18 protein-coding genes and 1 pseudogene are annotated in these 19,556 nt (G+C 38.1%); 16 read left to right on the forward strand and 3 right to left on the reverse strand.

Annotated elements, in window-relative coordinates; translation table 11 throughout:
• Positions 1 to 40 precede the first annotated feature (40 nt).
• The 4 genes from pepV to AC1Q8N_RS07875 all read left to right on the forward strand — a co-directional run bounded on the left by pepV (position 41) and on the right by AC1Q8N_RS07875 (position 5,837).
• Positions 41 to 1,447, forward strand: a complete 1,407-nt coding sequence (gene pepV, locus AC1Q8N_RS07860) for a dipeptidase PepV (protein WP_493521157.1) — start codon at positions 41 to 43, stop codon at positions 1,445 to 1,447.
• Positions 1,448 to 1,836: 389 nt separating this feature from the next.
• Positions 1,837 to 2,382 carry an RNA 2',3'-cyclic phosphodiesterase gene (gene thpR / locus AC1Q8N_RS07865; RefSeq protein ID WP_048540749.1) on the forward strand — a complete coding sequence of 182 codons (546 nt, stop codon included), beginning with the start codon at positions 1,837 to 1,839 and terminating at the stop codon, positions 2,380 to 2,382.
• A 288-nt stretch (positions 2,383 to 2,670) separates the two neighbouring features.
• On the forward strand, positions 2,671 to 4,812 hold the full coding sequence (gene pulA / locus AC1Q8N_RS07870) for a type I pullulanase (RefSeq protein ID WP_098847307.1): 2,142 nt from the start codon (positions 2,671 to 2,673) through the stop codon (positions 4,810 to 4,812).
• Positions 4,813 to 5,039: 227 nt separating this feature from the next.
• The gene (locus AC1Q8N_RS07875) at positions 5,040 to 5,837 is read left to right on the forward strand and encodes a phosphotransferase family protein (RefSeq protein ID WP_002096266.1); all 798 of its coding nucleotides are present in this window, start codon (positions 5,040 to 5,042) and stop codon (positions 5,835 to 5,837) included.
• Between the two features lie 3 nt (positions 5,838 to 5,840).
• Here the strand turns inward: AC1Q8N_RS07875 and AC1Q8N_RS07880 are convergent, their stop codons facing one another.
• Complete coding sequence (locus AC1Q8N_RS07880) at positions 5,841 to 6,119, reverse strand: YtzH-like family protein (RefSeq protein ID WP_001122236.1); 279 nt, start codon at positions 6,117 to 6,119, stop codon at positions 5,841 to 5,843.
• A 228-nt stretch (positions 6,120 to 6,347) separates the two neighbouring features.
• Here AC1Q8N_RS07880 and trmB point away from each other — a divergent pair, with 228 nt between their 5' ends.
• Both trmB and AC1Q8N_RS07890 read left to right on the forward strand, forming a co-directional pair.
• A complete protein-coding gene (trmB, locus tag AC1Q8N_RS07885) occupies positions 6,348 to 7,001 on the forward strand; it encodes a tRNA (guanosine(46)-N7)-methyltransferase TrmB (RefSeq protein ID WP_001239384.1) in 654 nt (217 codons plus the stop codon).
• 71 nt (positions 7,002 to 7,072) lie between these two features.
• The gene (locus AC1Q8N_RS07890) at positions 7,073 to 7,927 is read left to right on the forward strand and encodes a YtnP family quorum-quenching lactonase (RefSeq protein WP_048540746.1); all 855 of its coding nucleotides are present in this window, start codon (positions 7,073 to 7,075) and stop codon (positions 7,925 to 7,927) included.
• A gap of 40 nt (positions 7,928 to 7,967) precedes the next feature.
• Here the strand turns inward: AC1Q8N_RS07890 and AC1Q8N_RS07895 are convergent, their stop codons facing one another.
• Together AC1Q8N_RS07895 and AC1Q8N_RS07900 are read right to left on the reverse strand one after the other, a co-directional pair.
• A complete protein-coding gene (locus AC1Q8N_RS07895) occupies positions 7,968 to 8,477 on the reverse strand; it encodes a GNAT family N-acetyltransferase (RefSeq protein WP_098077504.1) in 510 nt (169 codons plus the stop codon).
• A 72-nt stretch (positions 8,478 to 8,549) separates the two neighbouring features.
• Positions 8,550 to 8,861 (reverse strand): PepSY domain-containing protein, encoded by a 312-nt coding sequence (locus AC1Q8N_RS07900; RefSeq protein ID WP_048540743.1) that lies wholly within the window; start codon positions 8,859 to 8,861, stop codon positions 8,550 to 8,552.
• Positions 8,862 to 9,009: 148 nt separating this feature from the next.
• Between AC1Q8N_RS07900 and AC1Q8N_RS07905 the strand changes: the two genes are divergently transcribed.
• The 10 genes and pseudogenes from AC1Q8N_RS07905 (at position 9,010) to AC1Q8N_RS07950 (ending at position 19,518) form a co-directional block, all read left to right on the forward strand.
• On the forward strand, positions 9,010 to 10,083 hold the full coding sequence (locus tag AC1Q8N_RS07905) for a M42 family metallopeptidase (protein WP_001031515.1): 1,074 nt from the start codon (positions 9,010 to 9,012) through the stop codon (positions 10,081 to 10,083).
• A 132-nt stretch (positions 10,084 to 10,215) separates the two neighbouring features.
• Positions 10,216 to 10,725, forward strand: a complete 510-nt coding sequence (locus AC1Q8N_RS07910; protein WP_098077501.1) for a DUF84 family protein — start codon at positions 10,216 to 10,218, stop codon at positions 10,723 to 10,725.
• An 83-nt stretch (positions 10,726 to 10,808) separates the two neighbouring features.
• Complete coding sequence (locus tag AC1Q8N_RS07915) at positions 10,809 to 11,123, forward strand: thioredoxin family protein (RefSeq protein ID WP_000838193.1); 315 nt, start codon at positions 10,809 to 10,811, stop codon at positions 11,121 to 11,123.
• A gap of 78 nt (positions 11,124 to 11,201) precedes the next feature.
• Entirely contained in the window at positions 11,202 to 12,014 is an 813-nt protein-coding gene (locus tag AC1Q8N_RS07920; RefSeq protein WP_493521158.1) for a DUF1444 domain-containing protein, read from the forward strand.
• Entirely contained in the window at positions 12,011 to 12,625 is a 615-nt protein-coding gene (gene ytpR / locus AC1Q8N_RS07925; protein ID WP_048540736.1) for a YtpR family tRNA-binding protein, read from the forward strand. Before AC1Q8N_RS07920 ends, ytpR begins: the two co-directional genes overlap by 4 nt.
• A gap of 194 nt (positions 12,626 to 12,819) precedes the next feature.
• Positions 12,820 to 13,164, forward strand: coding sequence for a thiamine transporter (locus tag AC1Q8N_RS07930; protein WP_098048123.1), 345 nt, complete (start codon positions 12,820 to 12,822; stop codon positions 13,162 to 13,164).
• A 38-nt stretch (positions 13,165 to 13,202) separates the two neighbouring features.
• Positions 13,203 to 14,147 (forward strand): N-acetylmuramoyl-L-alanine amidase, encoded by a 945-nt coding sequence (locus AC1Q8N_RS07935; RefSeq protein ID WP_493521159.1) that lies wholly within the window; start codon positions 13,203 to 13,205, stop codon positions 14,145 to 14,147.
• A 155-nt stretch (positions 14,148 to 14,302) separates the two neighbouring features.
• Positions 14,303 to 16,151, forward strand: a pseudogene (locus AC1Q8N_RS07940) (DNA translocase FtsK); the annotation flags it as partial.
• Between the two features lie 315 nt (positions 16,152 to 16,466).
• On the forward strand, positions 16,467 to 18,338 hold the full coding sequence (locus AC1Q8N_RS07945) for a DNA translocase FtsK (protein ID WP_493521199.1): 1,872 nt from the start codon (positions 16,467 to 16,469) through the stop codon (positions 18,336 to 18,338).
• A gap of 61 nt (positions 18,339 to 18,399) precedes the next feature.
• Entirely contained in the window at positions 18,400 to 19,518 is a 1,119-nt protein-coding gene (locus tag AC1Q8N_RS07950; protein ID WP_000658380.1) for a nicotinate phosphoribosyltransferase, read from the forward strand.
• Positions 19,519 to 19,556 lie beyond the last annotated feature (38 nt).

Raw genomic sequence — 19,556 nt, forward strand, 5'->3', positions numbered from 1 at the left:
TTATGATGAAAGAAACAATATAGTGAAGGATGGATGCGTGATGTCAGCGATTAATTGGACAGAAGAAGTTGCAAAACGAAAAGATGATTTAATTCGTGATACACAACAATTTTTACAAATTAAAAGTGTATGGGAAGAAGAATCAGCGAAAGAGGGCGCACCATTCGGTGAAGGTGTAGAAAAAGCTTTATCTTTCATGTTACATAAAGGAGAAACGGAAGGTTTTGCTTCTAAAAATTTAGAAGGGTATGCAGGTCATCTTGAAATGGGACAAGGAGAAGAGTTAGTAGGTATTCTTTGTCACGTTGATGTTGTACCAGAAGGAGATGGCTGGACGACTCCCGCATATAGTGCAGATATTCGCGATGGAAAGATTTTTGCACGTGGTGCAATTGACGATAAAGGCCCAACGATGGCAGCTTATTATGCGATGAAAATTGTGAAAGAATTAGGTTTGTCTCTTTCAAAACGCGTTCGCATGATTTTAGGAACAGATGAGGAAAGCAATTGGAAATGTGTAGATCACTACTTTAAAAACGAAGAAATGCCAACAATCGGTTTTGCGCCAGACGCAGATTTTCCAATTATTAATGCAGAAAAAGGAATTTCTGATATACAAGTTGTGCAAAGTGGTAGTGAAGAAAAGAAAGGTACATATGAACTTGTTTCATTTGAATCAGGTCGCCGTTTAAATATGGTTCCTGATTTTGCAGAAGCGATTATTACAGGAGAAGATGTAAATGCACTTACAGTAGCATATGAAGAGTATTTACAAACTGCTAAAAAAATAGGCGAAGCAATTGTAGAAGGTAATACGGTGACGTTGCAAATTAAAGGGATTTCAGCTCACGGATCTACTCCAGAGAAGGGTGAGAATGCAGGTTTATTACTGGCAAACTTCTTAACTACAGTTGCTCTTGATGGAAAAGGGTCTTCATTTGCATCGTTTGTAACAGAAACATTTACAGGAGATATTTTAGGAGAGAAAGCAGGTATTTCTTATAAAGACGATATTAGCGGACCGTTAACTGTGAATGTTGGTCGCCTTTCTTATACGAAAGAGAATGGTGGTAATTTAGGATTAAATGTACGTTACCCAGTTACGACTAACTTTGACGAAATGATTGCAAAGTTAAAAGAATACGTTGGTAATCATGGATTTAAAGTGGCGGATTATTCAAACTCTCGCCCGCATCATGTTGATAAAGACCACGTGTTAATTCGTACGTTGCAGCGCGTATATGAAGAACAAACAGGAGAAAAAGCAGAACTATTAGCAATCGGCGGTGGTACTTACGCTCGTTCATTGAAAGCTGGCGTTGCGTTTGGTCCGTTGTTCCCTGGAAAAGAAGAACTTGCGCATCAAAAAGACGAATACATTGAAATTGAAGACTTATTAAAAGCAACAGCAATTTACGCGCAAGCAATTCATGAATTAGCGAAGTAATGGATATATAAATAAGAAGAGGCCGTCCCGATACATATTTTGGGACGGTTTTCTGTTACGTATAGGTTGCTTTTCTTATCGTATTTAGTTGTTAAGTCGATATTCCTTGTCGAGATTTCGATATAATTTCATTTATCCCGCATTAACGGGCAGTAAGACCCTACCTTAAAATTTAGCGAAAGCGAAGAAGTTAGGTGGGGATCAAATGCCCGTAAAAGCCCGATTGGTGAGGGCTGATAATCAGTAGGGGATGGACAAAACCCCCACTGATTAAAGTTTCACTTTATTAACGCGACCCTAACTTGGTTAGACTTGTAGGGAAGTTTGATTCTTATTAATTGAATGAGATAAGAAAGAAAAGCAACAATAGAAAGAAGGAGAAGATGTACATGGAGCCGCATTATTTTGTCGCGATTACGTTACCGAATCATATAAAAGAAGTGCTGTCTAACTATAAAGAGGAAATGCAGGAGGAATTACCATTTCGTTCATGGGTACATAAAGAAGACTACCATATTACCCTTTCATTTTTAGGTAGTGCAACAGAGGAACAATTAGAAGGAATAAAGAATGGATTACAAACAATTACAGAAATGAAAGAACTATCGTTCACATTACAAGGATTTTCTACGTTCGGTATGGAAGATAGGCCGCGTATTTTTTGGTCGAAGGTAAGCGAGAATTACGATTTGCTTCAATTACAAAAGCAAGTGCACGCTATGTGTGAAGGGAATGGATTTTCTTTAGAAGCGCGCCCGTATCATCCGCATATTACTGTTGCTCGTAAATGGGTAGGAGAAGAGAAGTTCGATTTAGAACATATAAAGGAAGTGCCTGAAATATCATTTCAAGCGGATACGATTACTTTATACGAATCTCACGTGAAGGAGACACCGAAGTATAAAGCGATTGCTGAAATAAAATTACAAAAATAGAATGTATGAAAACGTTTTTTATACAGGTGAATATACTATAGAGAATAATGAGTTACTGTATAGGGCTTCGATGATAAGAAAAGTCTTATCATTTGCAGCTCGTTTCATCCCTCTATTTGCGGGCAGTAAGACTCCTACCCCAAAATTAGGATCAAGCAAAGAAGTTAGGTGGGATATCAACTGCCCATAAAGGCCCAATTGGTGAAGGCTAATAATCAGTGGGGGAAAGCTTTCCCGCTGATTAAAGTCTCACTTTATTTTAACTTTAAGAATGATGGTGATTTTTTTATGTTGAAAGTAAAACGTCCATTTGATGCCTATTTAGATGAAATGAATAAAATTACAATTTTGCTCCCACATGCGTATGGAACAAGCCGGACATTTCGTTTGCAAGAAGGAAGTAACGTGAAAGATTTACCGATTGCTCATACAATTGCGCTTCCGGATGCAACGAAGTATGAGTGCTTTATAGAAGAGCCGCTAGATGTGGGGAAGTATTATACAGTACGAGATGAACGGAATGAAGAAACAGATTTACAAATAGGTGCTGTCATAAGAACAGCGATTTTCGATGAAAAGTATTATTACGAGGGTACAGATTTAGGGGCTGTTTATCAAAAAGAAGCAACGACATTTAAAGTATGGGCTCCAACTGCGAGGCTTGCGAAAGTAAGGATTTATAAAAGTGATAAAGAATATACCGATCATGAAATGTATAGAGGAGAAAGTGGGGTTTGGACTCATACATTACAAGGTAATTTAGCTGGAGAAAAGTATACATTTCTTGTTTGTATTAATTTAATATGGAATGAAGCAGTGGATCCTTACGCAAAGTCAGTGACTGTAAATGGGAAGTACGGCGTTGTTATCGATTTGGAAAAGACAAATGTAACAAGACGAGAGCAATTACCACCATTACACGCAATGACAGATGCCATACTGTATGAACTGCATATTCGTGATGCGACTATTCATCAGGGCAGTGGAGTGAGTAAAAAAGGAACATATAAAGGGCTAATGGAAGAAGGGACAACAGGGCGAAATGGGACGTTAACAGGCTTGTCTCATATAAAAGATTTGGGTGTTACACATGTTGAATTATTGCCTTTATATTGTTTCGGTGGTGTAGATGAGGCGAATCCTTCTTCTGCATATAATTGGGGTTACAATCCATTATATTATAATGCGCCTACGGGATTTTATGCTACAAACCCTTCTGATCCGTATAACAGGGTAGTAGAGTGTAAGCAACTAATTGAAACATTTCATGAGCACGGCATTAGGGTGATTATAGATGTTGTATACAATCATGTGTATGAAAGAGAGCTATCATCATTTGAAAAGCTTGTCCCAGGATATTATTTTCGTCATGGTGAAGATGGTATGCCTTCTAATGGGACGGGAGTCGGGAATGATATAGCATCTGAACGGAAAATGATGAGGAAATTTATTGTAGAGTCTATTTTATATTGGCTTACTGAATACAATGTTGATGGATTCCGATTCGACTTAATGGGAATTTTAGATGTTGATACAATGAATATAATAGAAAAAGAAGTACGAAACATAAAGCGAGATGCATTGTTATTAGGAGAAGGGTGGGAGCTACAAACACCACTTCCTCTAGAGGAAAAAGCAACGTTAAATAACGCAAAGAAAATGCCGCATATTGCGCAATTTAATGATCAATTTCGTGATGGGATAAAAGGGAGTACCTTTCATATAAATAAGCGTGGTTTTGCATTTGGTGGGCATGTAGACTGTAATCATTTGCAGTATATAGCATCGGGAAGTCTTTTGAGTATGAAAGAAACAGGTCTGTTTCTAGAGCCTGTGCAAAGCATTAACTATGTAGAATGTCATGACAATATGACGATGTGGGATAAACTAATGCGGAGTAATGAAGAACCAGAAGAGATTTTGAAAAAACGTCACCTTCTAGCGAGCGCAATGGTGATTCTTTCGCAAGGCATTCCTTTCTTACATGCTGGGCAAGAGTTTTATCGTACGAAGCAAGGAAATGAAAATAGTTATAATGCAAATGATGAAATTAATCAATTAGATTGGGATCAAAAAGAGGAAGAGATAGAGACCGTTAACTATATAAAAGGTTTAATTGCGATTCGCAAAGAGCACAGAGCATTCCGATTACAAAACGCAGACCTTATAAAAAAGCACATGACTTTTTTGCAAACATCTCCAGAAGTACTTGCATATCACCTAGAGCATGCAGAATCATTTGGACCGTGGAAAGAGATTATAGTTTTATTTAATAGCGGTTTAGAAGCTAAAACGGTGCAACTTCCGAAAGAAGAAACGTGGCATGTGTTAGTAAACGAAAAGCAAGCGAAAATAGAGCCAATTTCTTCATTTAGAGGAAAGGAACTTAGGCTCGCTCCGATTAGCACGTATATATTGACGATAATGTGACAAATCGCTACTTGACGATGAGAATGTAATAAATGTAGAATTGACAAAGGTGACGATTTTGATAAGTTGTCATTCTATGACAGGTTTTGTAAAATAAAATAGAGAGTTTTTGGCTTATGCCAAGTTTTCTTTTCATTTACAGTAAAATATATGAATCCACAACATATGTAGAAATGTTGCGGTTTTTCTTTTCATAACTATAAAAGATAAGGATTTGTTAACGGGTAATGAATATGGAATGGTTGGAACAATTATTAGGAAAAGAGTGGAGTCTTGTACCGGCTGGTGGAGTAACGGGCGATGCGTATATTGCGCAAAACGGACAACAGAAGTTATTTTTAAAGCGGAATACATCGCCCTTTTTAGCGGTATTGTCAGCAGAAGGAATTGTTCCAAAATTACTTTGGACAAGAAGGGTAACGAACGGTGATGTAATTTCTGCTCAAAAATGGCTTCCGGGACAGAAGCTAGAGCCAGAGGATATGAAACTAGAACGTGTTGCGAAACTTTTGAAGAAAATACACTCTTCTAAAGCGCTTGTACAGATGATTCAAAGACTTGGGAAGCAGCCGCTCCACGCACAAGAGTTATTACAACAACTGCAACTGGTTTTAAGAGGAGATATAAGGGATGATGAAACAATTCAGCAAGGCCTTCAATATTTAATGGATTCATTAAAAGATATTGAATACAATGAATTCGTTGTATGCCATTGTGATGTGAACCATAACAACTGGCTATTGTCGGATGAAGATGAGTTGTTTTTAATTGATTGGGATGGAGCTGTAATTGCTGACCCAGCTCTAGACCTCGGTATGTTATTATATTGGTACATTCCGCGCCATGAATGGAGCGAGTGGCTCGAATATTATGATATTGAAATGGATGAATCGCTGCTTAGGCGTATGAGATGGTATGTAATAGCACAAACGATTTTGTCTATGCAATGGCACACAACAAAAAAACAGCAAGCAGAAGCTGAATATTGGCATCAATATTTACAGCAACTACTTGCTTCAGAGTAATACTTAAGAAAAATTGTCCATTCCAGCAATCCACTGAGTAAGTTGTTCTTGATTATTGGAAATGTGGTTGTCCAAATTAGAGGAAGATTTACCCGATTGACTATAAGAATATACATCGTTTAGCATTGCTTTAGCGTCACTACTTATACTATCGTTTGCGAGTAACGATTGAATGAGACGCTCTAATTGCTCGCATTCAGAAACTGTCCCGCAACAATCACTTTGGTGATTGACTAAAATATCTTTCAGCACTTCTAACTGATGTTGTTGATTAATTGGCATGAACGGATCATCCTTTCGATTGTTTTTCTCTTCAAATGTACGAGAAAAAGCTGTTTCGTCATGGAATGTTTAATGCTGTATGTAGTTTTTATCAAAATGGTACATCTTATACTTGAAAGAAACGGACCGAGTGCTCGTACGTACTTGGTTTTTTGTTTGGGAGATTGATTAAAACAGAGAGAAGGAATTATTCCTTTAAAATAGCTATGTAAAGAGAGGGAGACATCTATGCGTTTAAGACATAAACCATATGCAATGGATCGAATTAATGAGTATTCACATATCGTAATTGGAAACCCAGAGGAGCGCGCTGGTAACTGGAAAGAAGTATTTGGAAATGAGCAACCAATTCATATTGAAGTAGGTACAGGTCGTGGCCGCTTTATGTACGATATGGCAAAAGCAAACCCACATATTAATTATATTGGAATTGAAAAATTCACAAGTGTTGTTGTAGATGCACTTGATAAATTAATTGAAGAAGAAGTGCCGAACTTAAAGTTAATTAATAAAGATGCTGAAGATTTAACAGTTTTCTTTGCAAAAGGTGAGATTGACCGCGTTTATTTAAACTTCTCAGATCCATGGCCGAAGAATCGTCATACGAAGCGTCGTTTAACGTATAAAACATTTTTACGCAATTATGAAGAAGTGTTAGTAGAAGGCGGAGAAATTCATTTCAAAACAGATAACCAAGGTTTATTTGAATACTCTCTAATGAGTATGGCTGAGTATGGTATGTTATTAACTTACCTGAGCCTAGATCTTCATAATAGTGATTATGAAGGAAACATTATGACGGAATACGAAGAGAAATTCTCAAGTAAAGGTCATCGTATTTACCGAGTTGAAGCAAAATATCGCACAGAGCCTATGCAGTAATGCATAGGTTTTTTTTGTAACTAAAATAATCTGAATTTTATGTTAATATTGAAAGGAAAGGGGGATGAAAAATGGAACAGTTACAAATTGGAGATATAAAAGTGACGTGGCTAAAAGGCGGGAACACACATTTAGACGGGGGAGCAATGTTTGGTGTTGTACCGAAAGTGCTTTGGTCACGTAAATATAAACATAATGATACAAATCATATTTATTTACGAACAGATCCGTTACTTTTGCAAACGAAAGACGGTAATATGCTCATTGATTCCGGAATAGGAAACGGTAAATTGAATGAGAAGATGAAGCGAAATCAAGGTGTAACAGAAGAGTCATCGGTTTATAAATCATTAGAAAAACTAGATTTAAAACCTGAAGATATTCAGTACGTCTTAATGACACACCTGCATTTTGATCATGCATCTGGTTTAACGAAATGGGAAGGTGATCACCTTGTACCATCGTTTCCGAATGCGAAAGTTTACGTAAGCGAAACAGAATGGAATGAAATGAGGAACCCAAATCTCAGGTCGCGTAATACATATTGGAAGGAAAATTGGGAGCCGATTGTAGATCAAGTTGTTACATTCCAGCAAGAAATAGAAATTACGGATGAAATAAAAATGGCGCATACAGGTGGTCATAGTGATGGACATGCAGTCATTGCTTTAGAAAGCAAAGGTGAAACGATGATTCATTTAGCAGACCTATTGCCGACGCACGCACATCAAAATGTACTATGGGTGATGGCCTACGATGATTATCCAATGACATCAATTGAAAATAAGAAAAAGTGGATGGAATACGGCGCTGAAAACGATGCTTGGTTTACGTTTTATCATGACGCGTATTACCGTGCAGTAAAGTGGAATAAGGAAGGACATATTGTAGAAAAGATAGAGCGGAAAACGAGTGTAGAAGCATAAAAATAGGAGGTTGTTCCAGAATATTTGCTGGAGCAGCCTCCTATTTAGATATGCTATATAAATAATGAAGCATATCTCCAGTATAATATTTAGTCATGAATTCTTTTTCTTTAATCATACCAAGCTTCTTAGCAACTTTTTGTGAAGCAATATTGTCATGTTTAATAATTGAATAGACTTTTGACAGTCCTAATTTATTAAAAGCATATTCTTTAATGCTTTTAGTAATTTCACTTGCGTAACCTTTATGCCAAAATTCTTTTTTTAGCAAATAGCCAATTTCTATGACCTGTTCAACATCAGTATACTGCATACTTAAACCGGCATTTCCTATAAATTCATCAGTTTCTTTTAGATATATCCCCCATAAGCCAAAGCCAAAATCTTTATATCGTTTTATATTTCTATCTAACCAGGATTGGACATCAGCATCAGAAAAATTGTGATCATAAGCATACATTACATCTGGATCTTGCAACATCATTTTTAAATCATCAAAATCATCTTGTCGCATTTCCTTTAGGCATAAGTATTCGGTTTCTAATATCATCTAACATCGATACTCCTTTTATTTCTTTCACAATTAAAAAATAAGAGGTTCACCTAATGGGAACCCTCCTTTTTATGCTGCTATAACCTCTAAAACAGTACCTGTTTTAGCATCAACTAAAAATTCAAATCGTTCTTGTATATCATCTAACATTGTTGTAAGACCGCCACGATAAACTTCGTATGCGACATCATATTTTTCAAATGCCTCTGGAACCATATGTACCCAAGAGCCAGTAATTTCACCTTTATGACTTAATGCTTGTTTCACCATTTTCAATGCTTTTTCTGAAGAAATATGGGATTGTTCTTGTACTTTGTTTGCAACAAGATAACCAGCTGCGAACCCAACGCCAAGACCTGCTACTAAACCTTTCCAGCTCATATATTCACCTCAATTCTATAAAATAAAAATAGTGTACCAATAATAATTATAAAGCAAATACAGTTAAAAAAGAAGAAACTAGAAACATTTCGAAAATTTCGTTACAATAAAAGAGGTATTCTACTAAGGTTTGAAAGAAGGGGACTTCGTGAATAAAGAGACATTACAATTATTTCGTACGTTAACAGAATTACAAGGTGCATCAGGTTTCGAACATGATGTACGCCGTTTTATGAAGCAAGAGTTAAGCAAATATGCGGATGAAATTGTGCAAGACGGTTTAGGTAGCGTATTTGGTCTGAAAAAAGGGGACGAAACTGGCCCACGTGTTCTTGTAGCAGGTCATATGGATGAAGTAGGTTTCATGGTTACGCAAATTACGAAAAATGGGATGCTTCGTTTTCAAACGTTAGGCGGCTGGTGGAGTCAAGTGTTATTAGCGCAACGTGTACAAGTTATGACGAAGAATGGTCCTGTTATTGGGGTTGTTGGTTCTATTCCTCCTCATTTATTAAGTGACGCGCAACGTGCAAAACCGATGGATATAAAAAATATGTTAATTGATATAGGTGCAGATAGCTACGAAGATGCGATTGAGATTGGTGTAAAACCAGGGCAACAAATCGTGCCAATCTGTCCGTTTACGCCGATGGCAAATGAAAAGAAAATTATGGCGAAAGCTTGGGACAACCGTTACGGATGTGGCCTTGCAATCGAATTACTAAAAGAATTAAAAGACGAAACATTACCAAACACATTATACTCTGGTGCGACTGTACAAGAAGAAGTTGGTCTTCGCGGTGCACAAACTGCTGCAAATATGATTCAACCAGACATTTTCTATGCGCTTGATGCAAGTCCAGCAAACGATGCATCTGGTGACAAAACACAGTTCGGTCAATTAGGAAAAGGTGCTCTTCTTCGTATTTATGATCGTACGATGGTAACGCATAGAGGAATGCGCGAATTCATTTTAGATACAGCAGAAACACACAACATTCCGTACCAATACTTTATTTCACAAGGTGGTACAGATGCGGGCCGTGTACATACAAGTAACTCAGGTATCCCATCAGCAGTAATTGGTGTTTGCGCACGTTATATTCATACACATGCTTCTATTTTACATGTTGATGATTATGCGGCAGCAAAAGAACTCATTACGAAGCTTGTAAGAGCAACGGATAAAACGACGTTAGAGACAATTAAGAATAACGCGTAGAGAAGAAGGGCTGAAGAGCCTTTCTTTTTTTAGGTGGGAGAGATACCCTATCGATGAGTGGTGGCCGTGCTCCCATGTATAAAGAGTAATTTGATTAAGGTAAGATGATGAATGTATATAGAGGTGAACGAAATGAAAGTAGTAGTTGGATCGAAGAATAAAACGAAAGTTGGTGCTGTGGAGAAGGTTTGGAAGGATGCTATAATTACATCTCTTTCTGTTCCTTCAGGGGTAGCAAATCAGCCGTTTACAGATGAAGAGACGATGCAAGGAGCGGTTAATAGAGCGAAGCGAGCGCTACAAGAAGGAGAAGCTCAAATTGGTATTGGATTAGAAGGTGGCGTAATGAAAACGGAGCACGGTTTATTTATGTGTAACTGGGGCGCGCTAGCAACAAGTGACGGTAAAACATTCGTTGCAGGCGGGGCGCGTATTAAGTTACCAGACGATTTTTTAGCACCTCTTGAAGATGGCAAGGAGTTAAGTGAAGTGATGGAAGAGTTTGTACAGAGAAAAGATATTCGTAGTCACGAAGGTGCTATCGGTATTTTTACAGATGATTATGTCGACCGCACGGAATTATTTGTACACGTTGTTAAGTTACTTGTTGGGCAATATAAGTATGACGAAAAGCAAGCATAAACCTTGCACCATGCGCGATGTATGGTAGTATAAAAGAAAGATTATAACATGAAAAAATGCACTCGTTAGAGGAGGAAATATAGATGAAATCATTAGAAAGCATGGAGCAATTCCAACAATTGAAAAATGAAGAGAATGTAGTCTTTATGTTCTCAGCAGAATGGTGCCCAGACTGCCGTTTTGTAGACCCGTTTATGCCAGAAGTAGAAGAGAAATATAGTGATTTCTCATTTTACTATGTAGATCGTGATGAGTTTATTGATCTATGCGTAAAATTAGACGTATTTGGCATTCCAAGCTTTGTAGCGTACAATAAGGGTGAAGAAACAGGTCGCTATGTAAACAAAGATCGTAAAACACAAGAGCAAATCGAAGAGTTCATTGAAGGTTTAAAATAAGGCAATTTGCCAATTGAATTGTAAAACAACCTCTACCTTCGCGGGGGAGGTTATTTTTTTGGAAGGGAGGAAAAAGAGATGAAGATGACAAGTAAAAAGATGAAAGACGAGTTAATGAAGAAATTATCTCGCCCAGAATGGGACTTTCAGTATGATAGCGAGAAAGAAGTTCTACGTATAGAACAGAAAGACTCGAAAAAAGGTATTAACGTATCGCTTCCAGGAGTTGTGGCAAAATGGGAAGTGAATAAAGAAAAAGCAATTGAAGAGGTTGCTTATTACGTACAAGAAGCGTTAATTGCGATGCATAAAGAAGAAAATAGCGCAGCGAAAATTTTACCTGTTATTCGCTCTACTTCTTTCCCGAAACAAGCAGAAGAAGGAAATCCGTTTATTATGACGGATCATACGGCGGAAACACGTATTTACTACGCGTTAGATTCGAATAAAACGTATCGACTCATTGATGAGCGTCTATTACAAAAATTAGAACTTACAGAGCAACAAGTGCGTGAGATGGCATTATTCAACGCTCGCTCATTAGGATATGAATTTAAACAAGAAACAGTAGCAGGGAATACATTCTACTTTTTAAACACAAATGATGGGTATGATGCGACGCGTATTTTAAACGAATCGTTACTACAATCGATGCGTGAAAAGATTTCTGGTGACATGGTTGTTGCTGTTCCTCACCAAGATGTATTAATTATTGCTGATATCGTCAACGAAATCGGTTATGATATTATTGCACAAATGACAATGAAATTTTTTGCCGAAGGGCATGTTCCGATTACATCACTTTCATTCGTATATGAAGATGGAGACTTCGAGCCAATCTTTATTTTAGCGAAGAATCGGAAGAAGATAGATGGAAAAGAGAAAGGATGAACGAAGTGAACGTTTTTTACAACCTTGAAGGAATTGGTGACACTCTAATTGTTGCCTTACAAGATATTACTTTAGAGAACCGTACTTTTGATCGCAAAGGAGATGTTGCACGCGTATACGATCGTGAAAGCAATGTAACAGCAGGATTCAACATCTTTAATGCGTCTTCTTACTTAGAAGTAAAAGAAACAGGTAACCTAACATTAACGAAAGAATTTGTAGAAAAAATCAACGGGATTTTAGCGAAGAACGGCTTTGAAGAAAAAGTAGAAGCAGATCTTTCTCCAAAATTTGTTGTAGGCTATGTAGCTGAAAAAGAGAAGCATCCAAATGCTGATAAGCTAAACATTTGTAAAGTAGAAATCGGTACAGAAACATTACAAATCGTATGTGGCGCACCGAACGTTGATGCAGGACAAAAAGTTGTCGTTGCAAAAATCGGTGCTGTAATGCCAAGCGGTATGTTAATTAAACCAGCTGAACTTCGCGGTGTTCCTTCTTCTGGAATGATTTGCTCAGCGCGTGAATTAGAGCTTCCAGATGCTCCACAAGAAAAAGGTATTCTTGTATTAGAAGATAGCTTTGAAGTTGGACAAGAGTTCAAATTTTAATTGATGTAAGAAAAGAGAGGTTGTCCTTTTGGACAGCCTCTCTTTTCTGTTGAATCATTCATATATTGCGAGTTGTGACAGATATATTCAAAAAATCGTTCATATGATAAGGATGTCACCTTTTTTCTCAAAAACTATATTGTATTTTATAAACAAACTAGTTAAAATTTAGAAAAATAGAAGGGGATAGACGTATGAAACAACAACTAAAAATTGCAGAACTTCTGAAACGAATTGAAACTTCAAAACAGCAAGATATCGAACTAGGTTCCTATGAAATATATTTGTTTAGCGAAAATGAATTAGAAAAAGGGCAAATCGGTTATCGATATGATAAACATAAAAATTCATTAATAAGTGAAGAACATGGAAAATGGAAAGAAGAATGGATTGTTATCGGATACGAAACAGATATGGGGGATCCGATTTTCGTAAATGTGGCTGATGGTGCGTATTTAGTTTATACGGCAGAGCGTGGTACAGAAACATGGCAACCCGTTCATATTGGAAATATGGATGAGATTATAAAACAATTATAAAAAACTTTGAGACCGGTGCAAAGTGATGGGAGAAACACATGAAGTATATAAAAATAATGAGCATGATTGTATTCATTGGAATATATATGGGAGGTTGTTCGCAAGAAGAGCCGAAAAAAGAAGTAACATCTTCTATGCAGGAAAAAAAACAAGATAACAAGGAAGACGCACCGGTAGAAAAGCAGCAAGAAGAACAAGAAAAGAAAGAAGTTCAAACGAATGAGCAAGTGGAGCATAAGCAGGAGGAAGTGCCGGCCGAGGAAAAGAAACAGGAATCTATGCCAGTACAGCCAACTGAGCAACCGCGGCAAAATAATGAACAAAAAGTACAGAGTAATGAAAAACAAGGAAAGTTTCTTGTTGTTATTGATCCGGGGCATCAACAAAAAGCAAATTTAAATTTGGAGCCGATCGGGCCAGGAGCAACGACGCAAAAATATAAAGTGACAGATGGTACAACTGGTGTTGTGACGAAAAAAAGAGAGGCTGTTCTTGTATTAGAAATGGCTTCCGTATTAAAAGAAAAGTTAGAAGCAAAGGGAATACAAGTATTAATGACGAGAACGTCACAAGATGTGGATATAAGTAATAAAGAACGCGCGACATTCGCGAATGATCATAAGGCGAATTTATTTTTACGTCTTCATGCAGATGGCTCTGAAAATCCGAATCAAAGTGGATTTGCTGTATTAACGCCGGCAGAAGGAAGTCCGTACACGAAAGAGATTTATGCTGAAAGTCTTCAAATCTCTCAAACGATTGTAAATAAAATGAGAGAGAATCATCAAGTGAAAGTAAATGGAATTAAATTCAGGGATGACCTTTCTGGATTTAATTGGGCAAAGGTTCCTGGCGTACTATTAGAACTTGGATTTATGTCAAATTCTGAAGAAGATAAAAAATTATCTGACCCACAGTATGTAAATTCTTTATTGCAAAGTGTAACGGATAGTGTAGATGAGTATCGGAAGAGTAAAGCTTAAACGCAGTCTTACATGGAAGGCTGCGTTTTTCCGTATGAAAACACTCGTAAATTAGAATGTTATGGATAAATATGACATGCTTAATTTTACCTGCACTTTTTGCCGAATGCTGATACAATAAAGGATGTTACTATTTAGTAGAAAGAGTGGTAAGCATGTTAGATTGGATGAAAAAGCTGTTTAACAAAGAGGAAGAACAAACAGCGATAAATAAAGAAGTACCAAAGCAAATCGAAAGTCAGCCGAAGATCCCTCGTGTAAACCACTACACTGAAGCAAGAGAAGCACAAATGGCAAGTCGGAATGCAGGTAAATGCCGTTTTCCATTAGTACCGGATAATGGGTTCGATGAAGAGGATGTTATAGCAACAGGGCATTTTGAAGAACAACCTGTTCAAGTTGTAACATATGAAAATCAGCCTACTCAAAGAGGGGTCAAAGTGGAAAGAAGTAGACGACAGTATGTGGAAAAGGTAGTTTCTACATATGAAGAGCCGGAAATGCAATATGAACCGGAGAGAGAGCCTGTCGTAAAGAAAGCATCTGTACCTTCGCAAGAAAGTAACCGTAGACCATTTCGTCCAACAGAAATGATCTCGCCAATTTACGGATATAATCGTCCTTCTGTAGAGAAAAAGGTAGAAAAGCAGGAGGAAAAAAAGGAAAGAGAAGATCTTGAAATATCTGTAGAGGGCAAATCAGTCGTTGATGCATGGTTAGAGAAAAAAGGATATACATTATCTGATTTCTCAGAAGGACAAGCAACGAATTCTTCCAGTCATGAAGGTGTTGATCAGCGAGATCAACAAAGTAAAAAGGAAGAAAAGTCAGTTGTCGATCAATGGCTAGAGAAAAACGGTTATGAAATTGAACGCCAAGAGCCTATAGTAGAAGAAAAAGAAGTGGTTCAAGAAATTAGTGCACAGCAGGCAGTTCCAGCGGGTGAAGTACCTCATCAAACAATTGCTGAGCGTATGGAAGATGCTAAGCAAGAAAGTGATGTAGTGGTCAAAAACATTCTACAAACAGAATTAGTAGATTCTAAAGTAGAGCACGAGGATACAATATTATCAGAAGAAACTAAACGTAATACAGAAATAGAACAACCTACTATTGAAGTAGAAAAGCAAGCTCCAGAAGAATCAGTGATTGTCAAAGCAGAAGAAAAACTTGAAGAAACAATCATCGTGGAAATACCAGAAGAAGTGGAAGTAATTGCAGAAACAGAAGAGTCAGAAGAAGTGGAAGTAATTGCGGAAGCAGAAGAGCTAGAAGAAGTGGAAGTAATTGCGGAAGCAGAAGAGCTAGAAGAAGTAGAAGTAATTGCGGAAGCAGAAGAGCTAGAAGAAGTAGAAGTAATTGCGGAAGCAGAAGAGCTAGAAGAAGTGGAAGTAATTGCAGAAGCAGAAGAGCTAGAAGAAGTAGAAGTAATTACGGAAACGGAAGAGCTAGAAGAAGTAGAAGTAATTACGGAAACGGAAGAGCTAGAAGAAGTGGAAGTAATTGTAGAAGCAGAAGAGCTAGAAGAAGTGGAAGTAATTGCAGAAGCGCCAGAAGAAGCAGAACCTGTAGCGCTTGAGGAAACACAGCAAGAAATGGTTTTAAATGAAGCGATTGAACAAACGAATGAATTCATACATGTTGCTGAGGCTGATGAACAAACGAAAAAAGATGTTCAAAGCTTTGCAAATGTTTTAATTGCAGAAGAACAACGAGTTGTAGAAGAAGCACGGATTGCGGAAGAGCAGTCAGTTGTAGAAAGAAGAAGCGCCGATTGCGGAAGAGCAGTCAGTTGTAGAAGAAGCGCCGATTGCGGAAGAGCAGTCAGTTGTAGAAGAAGCGCCGATTGCGGAAGAGCAGTCAGTTGTAGAAGAGGCGCCGATTGCAGAAGAGCAACGAGTTGTAGAGGAAGCACCGATTGCAGAAGGACAACAAGTTGTAGAAGAAGCACTGATTGCGGAAGAGCAGCCAGTTGTAGAAGAAGCACTGATTGCAGAAGAAAAACAGGTTGTAGAAGAAGCACTGATTGCGGAAGAGCAGCCAGTTGTAGAAGAAGCACTGATTGCAGAAGAAAAACAAGTTGTAGAAGAAGCACTGATTGCGGAAGAGCAACGAGTTGTAGAAGAAGCGCCGATTGCGGAAGAACAACGAGTTGTAGAAGAAGCGCCGATTGCGGAAGAACAACGAGTTGTAGAAGAAGCACGGATTGCAGAAGAACGACAAGTTGTAGAGGAAACACCGGTCTTAGAAGAGCAACCAATTGTACAAAAAGAAGAACCAAAACGTCAGAAAAAGCGCCATGTCCCATTTAATGTTGTTATGTTGAAACAAGACAGAACGCGATTAATGGAAAGACATGCGGCTAGAGTAAATGCAATGCAACCTTCTATGAGTGAACGAGTAGAGAATAAGCCTGTCCAACAAGTGGAAGAAAAGCCAATGCAGCAAGTAGTAGTGGAACCACAAGTGGAAGAAAGACCAATGCAACAAGTGGCAGTAGAACCACAAGTGGAAGAGAAACCAATGCAGCAAGTGGCAGTAGAACCACAAGTGGAAGAGAAACCAATGCAGCAAGTAGTAGTAGAACCACAAGTGGAAGAGAAACCAATGCAGCAAGTAGTGGTGGAATCACAAGTGGAAGAACGTCCAGTGCAACAAGTGGTGGTAGAGCAAGTACAAAAGCCAACTTCAAGTACGGAAGTACAAGAGAAAGCATATGTTGTAAATCAAAGAGAGAACGATATGCGAAATGTATTGCAAACACCACCGACATATGCAATTCCGCCATTAACATTGTTGTCAATTCCGCAGCAGGCAGCGTTAGATAATACGGAATGGTTGGATGAACAGAAAGAATTATTAGATACAACATTTAATAATTTCCACGTTGGTGCACATGTTATTAACGTATCGCAAGGTCCAGCGGTAACTCGTTTTGAAGTACAGCCAGATCCAGGTGTGAAAGTAAATAAAATTACAAACTTAAGTGATGATATTAAACTGAGTTTAGCAGCGAAAGATATTCGTATTGAAGCACCGATTCCAGGGAAGAGTGCGATTGGAATCGAAGTTCCAAATAAAGAAAGTAAGCCAGTATTCCTTCGTGAAATTTTAAGAAGTCCTGTGTTTACAAAGAGCGAATCACCGCTTACAGTTGCGCTAGGACTTGATATTTCAGGCGATCCAATTGTAACGGATATTCGAAAAATGCCACATGGACTTATTGCGGGTGCAACGGGTTCTGGTAAAAGTGTGTGCATTAACGCAATTTTAACGAGCATTTTATATAAAGCGAAACCGCATGAAGTGAAGTTAATGTTAATCGATCCGAAGATGGTTGAGCTTGCACCATACAATTCTGTTCCGCATCTTGTAGCACCTGTTATTACGGATGTAAAAGCAGCGACAGCTGCATTAAAGTGGGCGGTTGAAGAAATGGAGCGTCGTTATGAATTGTTTGCGCACGCTGGTGCTCGTGATTTAACTCGTTATAATACGATTGTAAGTGGGCGAGAAATTCCAGGAGAGACATTACCTTATATCGTTATTGTCATTGACGAGTTAGCCGATTTAATGATGGTAGCACCTGGTGATGTTGAGGAAGCGATTTGTCGTATTGCGCAAAAAGCACGTGCTTGTGGTATTCATTTATTAGTAGCAACGCAGCGTCCGTCTGTAGATGTTATTACAGGTTTAATTAAGTCAAACATTCCAACGCGTATTGCGTTTACTGTATCATCTCAAGTTGATTCGCGTACGATTATTGATATTGGGGGCGCGGAGAAATTACTTGGCCGTGGTGATATGCTATTTTTAGGAAACGGTACGTCTAAACCAGTTCGTGTACAAGGTGTATATGTATCGGATGATGAGATTGAGAAAACAGTTGATCATGTGAGAAAGCAAATGAAGCCGAATTACTTATTTAAGCAAGAGGATTTATTAGCGAAAACAGAACAAGCTGAATCGGAAGACGAATTGTTCTTTGATGCATGTCAATTTGTTGTAGAACAAGGGGGAGCGTCCACATCTTCTGTACAGCGAAAATTCCGCATCGGTTATAATCGCGCGGCACGTCTCATTGAAGAGATGGAATCGCAAGGGATTATTTCTGAAGGAAGAGGAACGAAACCGAGAGATGTCCTTATTTCTGAGGATGAATTCGCTGCTATGCAGGAAACAAATGTATAGTAAACGGTTTTGCTGTATACTAATAGAAAATGTTGGATAGTAAAGTAGGGAGTAAAGCGACATGAAAGAAATTGAATTAAAATTAAAAGGTGAAATAAATAGACTAACAAATAGAACATTTAAATTTGACGAACGTGTTGGAGAAGGTTGGTTCTCTGCCGTTTACTTTTTAAAGACTAGAGAAATCATTGAAGAATTTCGCCCGAAAAGTGTTGTGACGATGCAATTTTTCCAAAAGGAAAATGCAGTTCTTTGCGGAACAGATGAAGTGATTGCGTTGCTACAAACATTCGCCAAAAATCCTGAGGAACTTGAAATTAACTCTTTAAAAGATGGCGATAATATTAGTCCGTTTGAAACAGTGTTAACAATTCATGGTCCTTATGAAAATTTCGGATTTTTAGAAGGTGTCATTGATGGGATTTTAGCCCGTCGTACATCAGTTGCGACAAACGTATATAACGTTGTCCAAGCTGCGCGTAGTGTAGATAAAGAAAAACCAGTTATTTTCATGGGAGATCGTGACGATCATTATACGCAACAAGCTGGTGACGGTTATGCAGCATACATCGGAGGTATGAGCGCACAAGCGACGCATGCGATGAATGAATGGTGGGGTAGAAGTGGTATGGGGACAATGCCTCACGCATTAATTCAAATGTTTAATGGTGATGTTGTGGAAGCGGCAAAAGCATATCATAAGAAATTCCCAGAAGATGAATTAGTTGTATTAATTGATTACAATAATGATGTCATTACAGATGCACTTCGCGTAGCGCGTGAATTTGGATCAACATTAAAAGGTGTACGTGTAGATACGTCGCGCACGATGATTGATCAATACTTCATTCGCCACCCAGAAGTACTTGGAACATTCGATCCACGTGGTGTAAACCCATCGCTTGTATTCGCACTTCGTAAAGCACTTGATGAAGAAGGATTCCAGCATGTAGACATCGTTGTAACTGGTGGATTTGATGAGAAGCGTATTCGTGAATTTGAAGCTCAAAACGTACCTGTTGATATATACGGAGTAGGAAGTAGCTTATTAAAAATGAATATTGGCTTTACTGGTGATAACGTAGAATTAAATGGAAAACCAGAAGCGAAAGCTGGTCGTAAATATCGTCCAAACCCACGTCTAGAGCGTGTTCAATTAGAAAAAAGAGAAGATATGTAAAAGAGAGAAAAACTGATAGGTGATTGACCCTATCAGTT

The organism is Bacillus sp. GW823-FHT06B01 (assembly GCF_058952315.1).

Coding starts and splice junctions, on each gene's coding strand:
- pulA (WP_098847307.1), top strand. CDS start 2,671: ATGTTGAAAGTAAAACGTCCATTTGATGCCTATTTAGATGAAATGAAT.
- AC1Q8N_RS07875 (WP_002096266.1), top strand. CDS start 5,040: ATGAATATGGAATGGTTGGAACAATTATTAGGAAAAGAGTGGAGTCTT.
- thpR (WP_048540749.1), top strand. CDS start 1,837: ATGGAGCCGCATTATTTTGTCGCGATTACGTTACCGAATCATATAAAA.
- AC1Q8N_RS07880 (WP_001122236.1), bottom strand. CDS start 6,119: ATGCCAATTAATCAACAACATCAGTTAGAAGTGCTGAAAGATATTTTA.
- AC1Q8N_RS07945 (WP_493521199.1), top strand. CDS start 16,467: ATGTTGAAACAAGACAGAACGCGATTAATGGAAAGACATGCGGCTAGA.
- AC1Q8N_RS07900 (WP_048540743.1), bottom strand. CDS start 8,861: ATGAGCTGGAAAGGTTTAGTAGCAGGTCTTGGCGTTGGGTTCGCAGCT.
- AC1Q8N_RS07930 (WP_098048123.1), top strand. CDS start 12,820: ATGAAACAACAACTAAAAATTGCAGAACTTCTGAAACGAATTGAAACT.
- AC1Q8N_RS07915 (WP_000838193.1), top strand. CDS start 10,809: ATGAAATCATTAGAAAGCATGGAGCAATTCCAACAATTGAAAAATGAA.
- AC1Q8N_RS07910 (WP_098077501.1), top strand. CDS start 10,216: ATGAAAGTAGTAGTTGGATCGAAGAATAAAACGAAAGTTGGTGCTGTG.
- AC1Q8N_RS07935 (WP_493521159.1), top strand. CDS start 13,203: ATGAAGTATATAAAAATAATGAGCATGATTGTATTCATTGGAATATAT.
- AC1Q8N_RS07950 (WP_000658380.1), top strand. CDS start 18,400: ATGAAAGAAATTGAATTAAAATTAAAAGGTGAAATAAATAGACTAACA.
- pepV (WP_493521157.1), top strand. CDS start 41: ATGTCAGCGATTAATTGGACAGAAGAAGTTGCAAAACGAAAAGATGAT.
- ytpR (WP_048540736.1), top strand. CDS start 12,011: ATGAACGAAGTGAACGTTTTTTACAACCTTGAAGGAATTGGTGACACT.
- trmB (WP_001239384.1), top strand. CDS start 6,348: ATGCGTTTAAGACATAAACCATATGCAATGGATCGAATTAATGAGTAT.
- AC1Q8N_RS07920 (WP_493521158.1), top strand. CDS start 11,202: ATGAAGATGACAAGTAAAAAGATGAAAGACGAGTTAATGAAGAAATTA.
- AC1Q8N_RS07890 (WP_048540746.1), top strand. CDS start 7,073: ATGGAACAGTTACAAATTGGAGATATAAAAGTGACGTGGCTAAAAGGC.
- AC1Q8N_RS07895 (WP_098077504.1), bottom strand. CDS start 8,477: ATGATATTAGAAACCGAATACTTATGCCTAAAGGAAATGCGACAAGAT.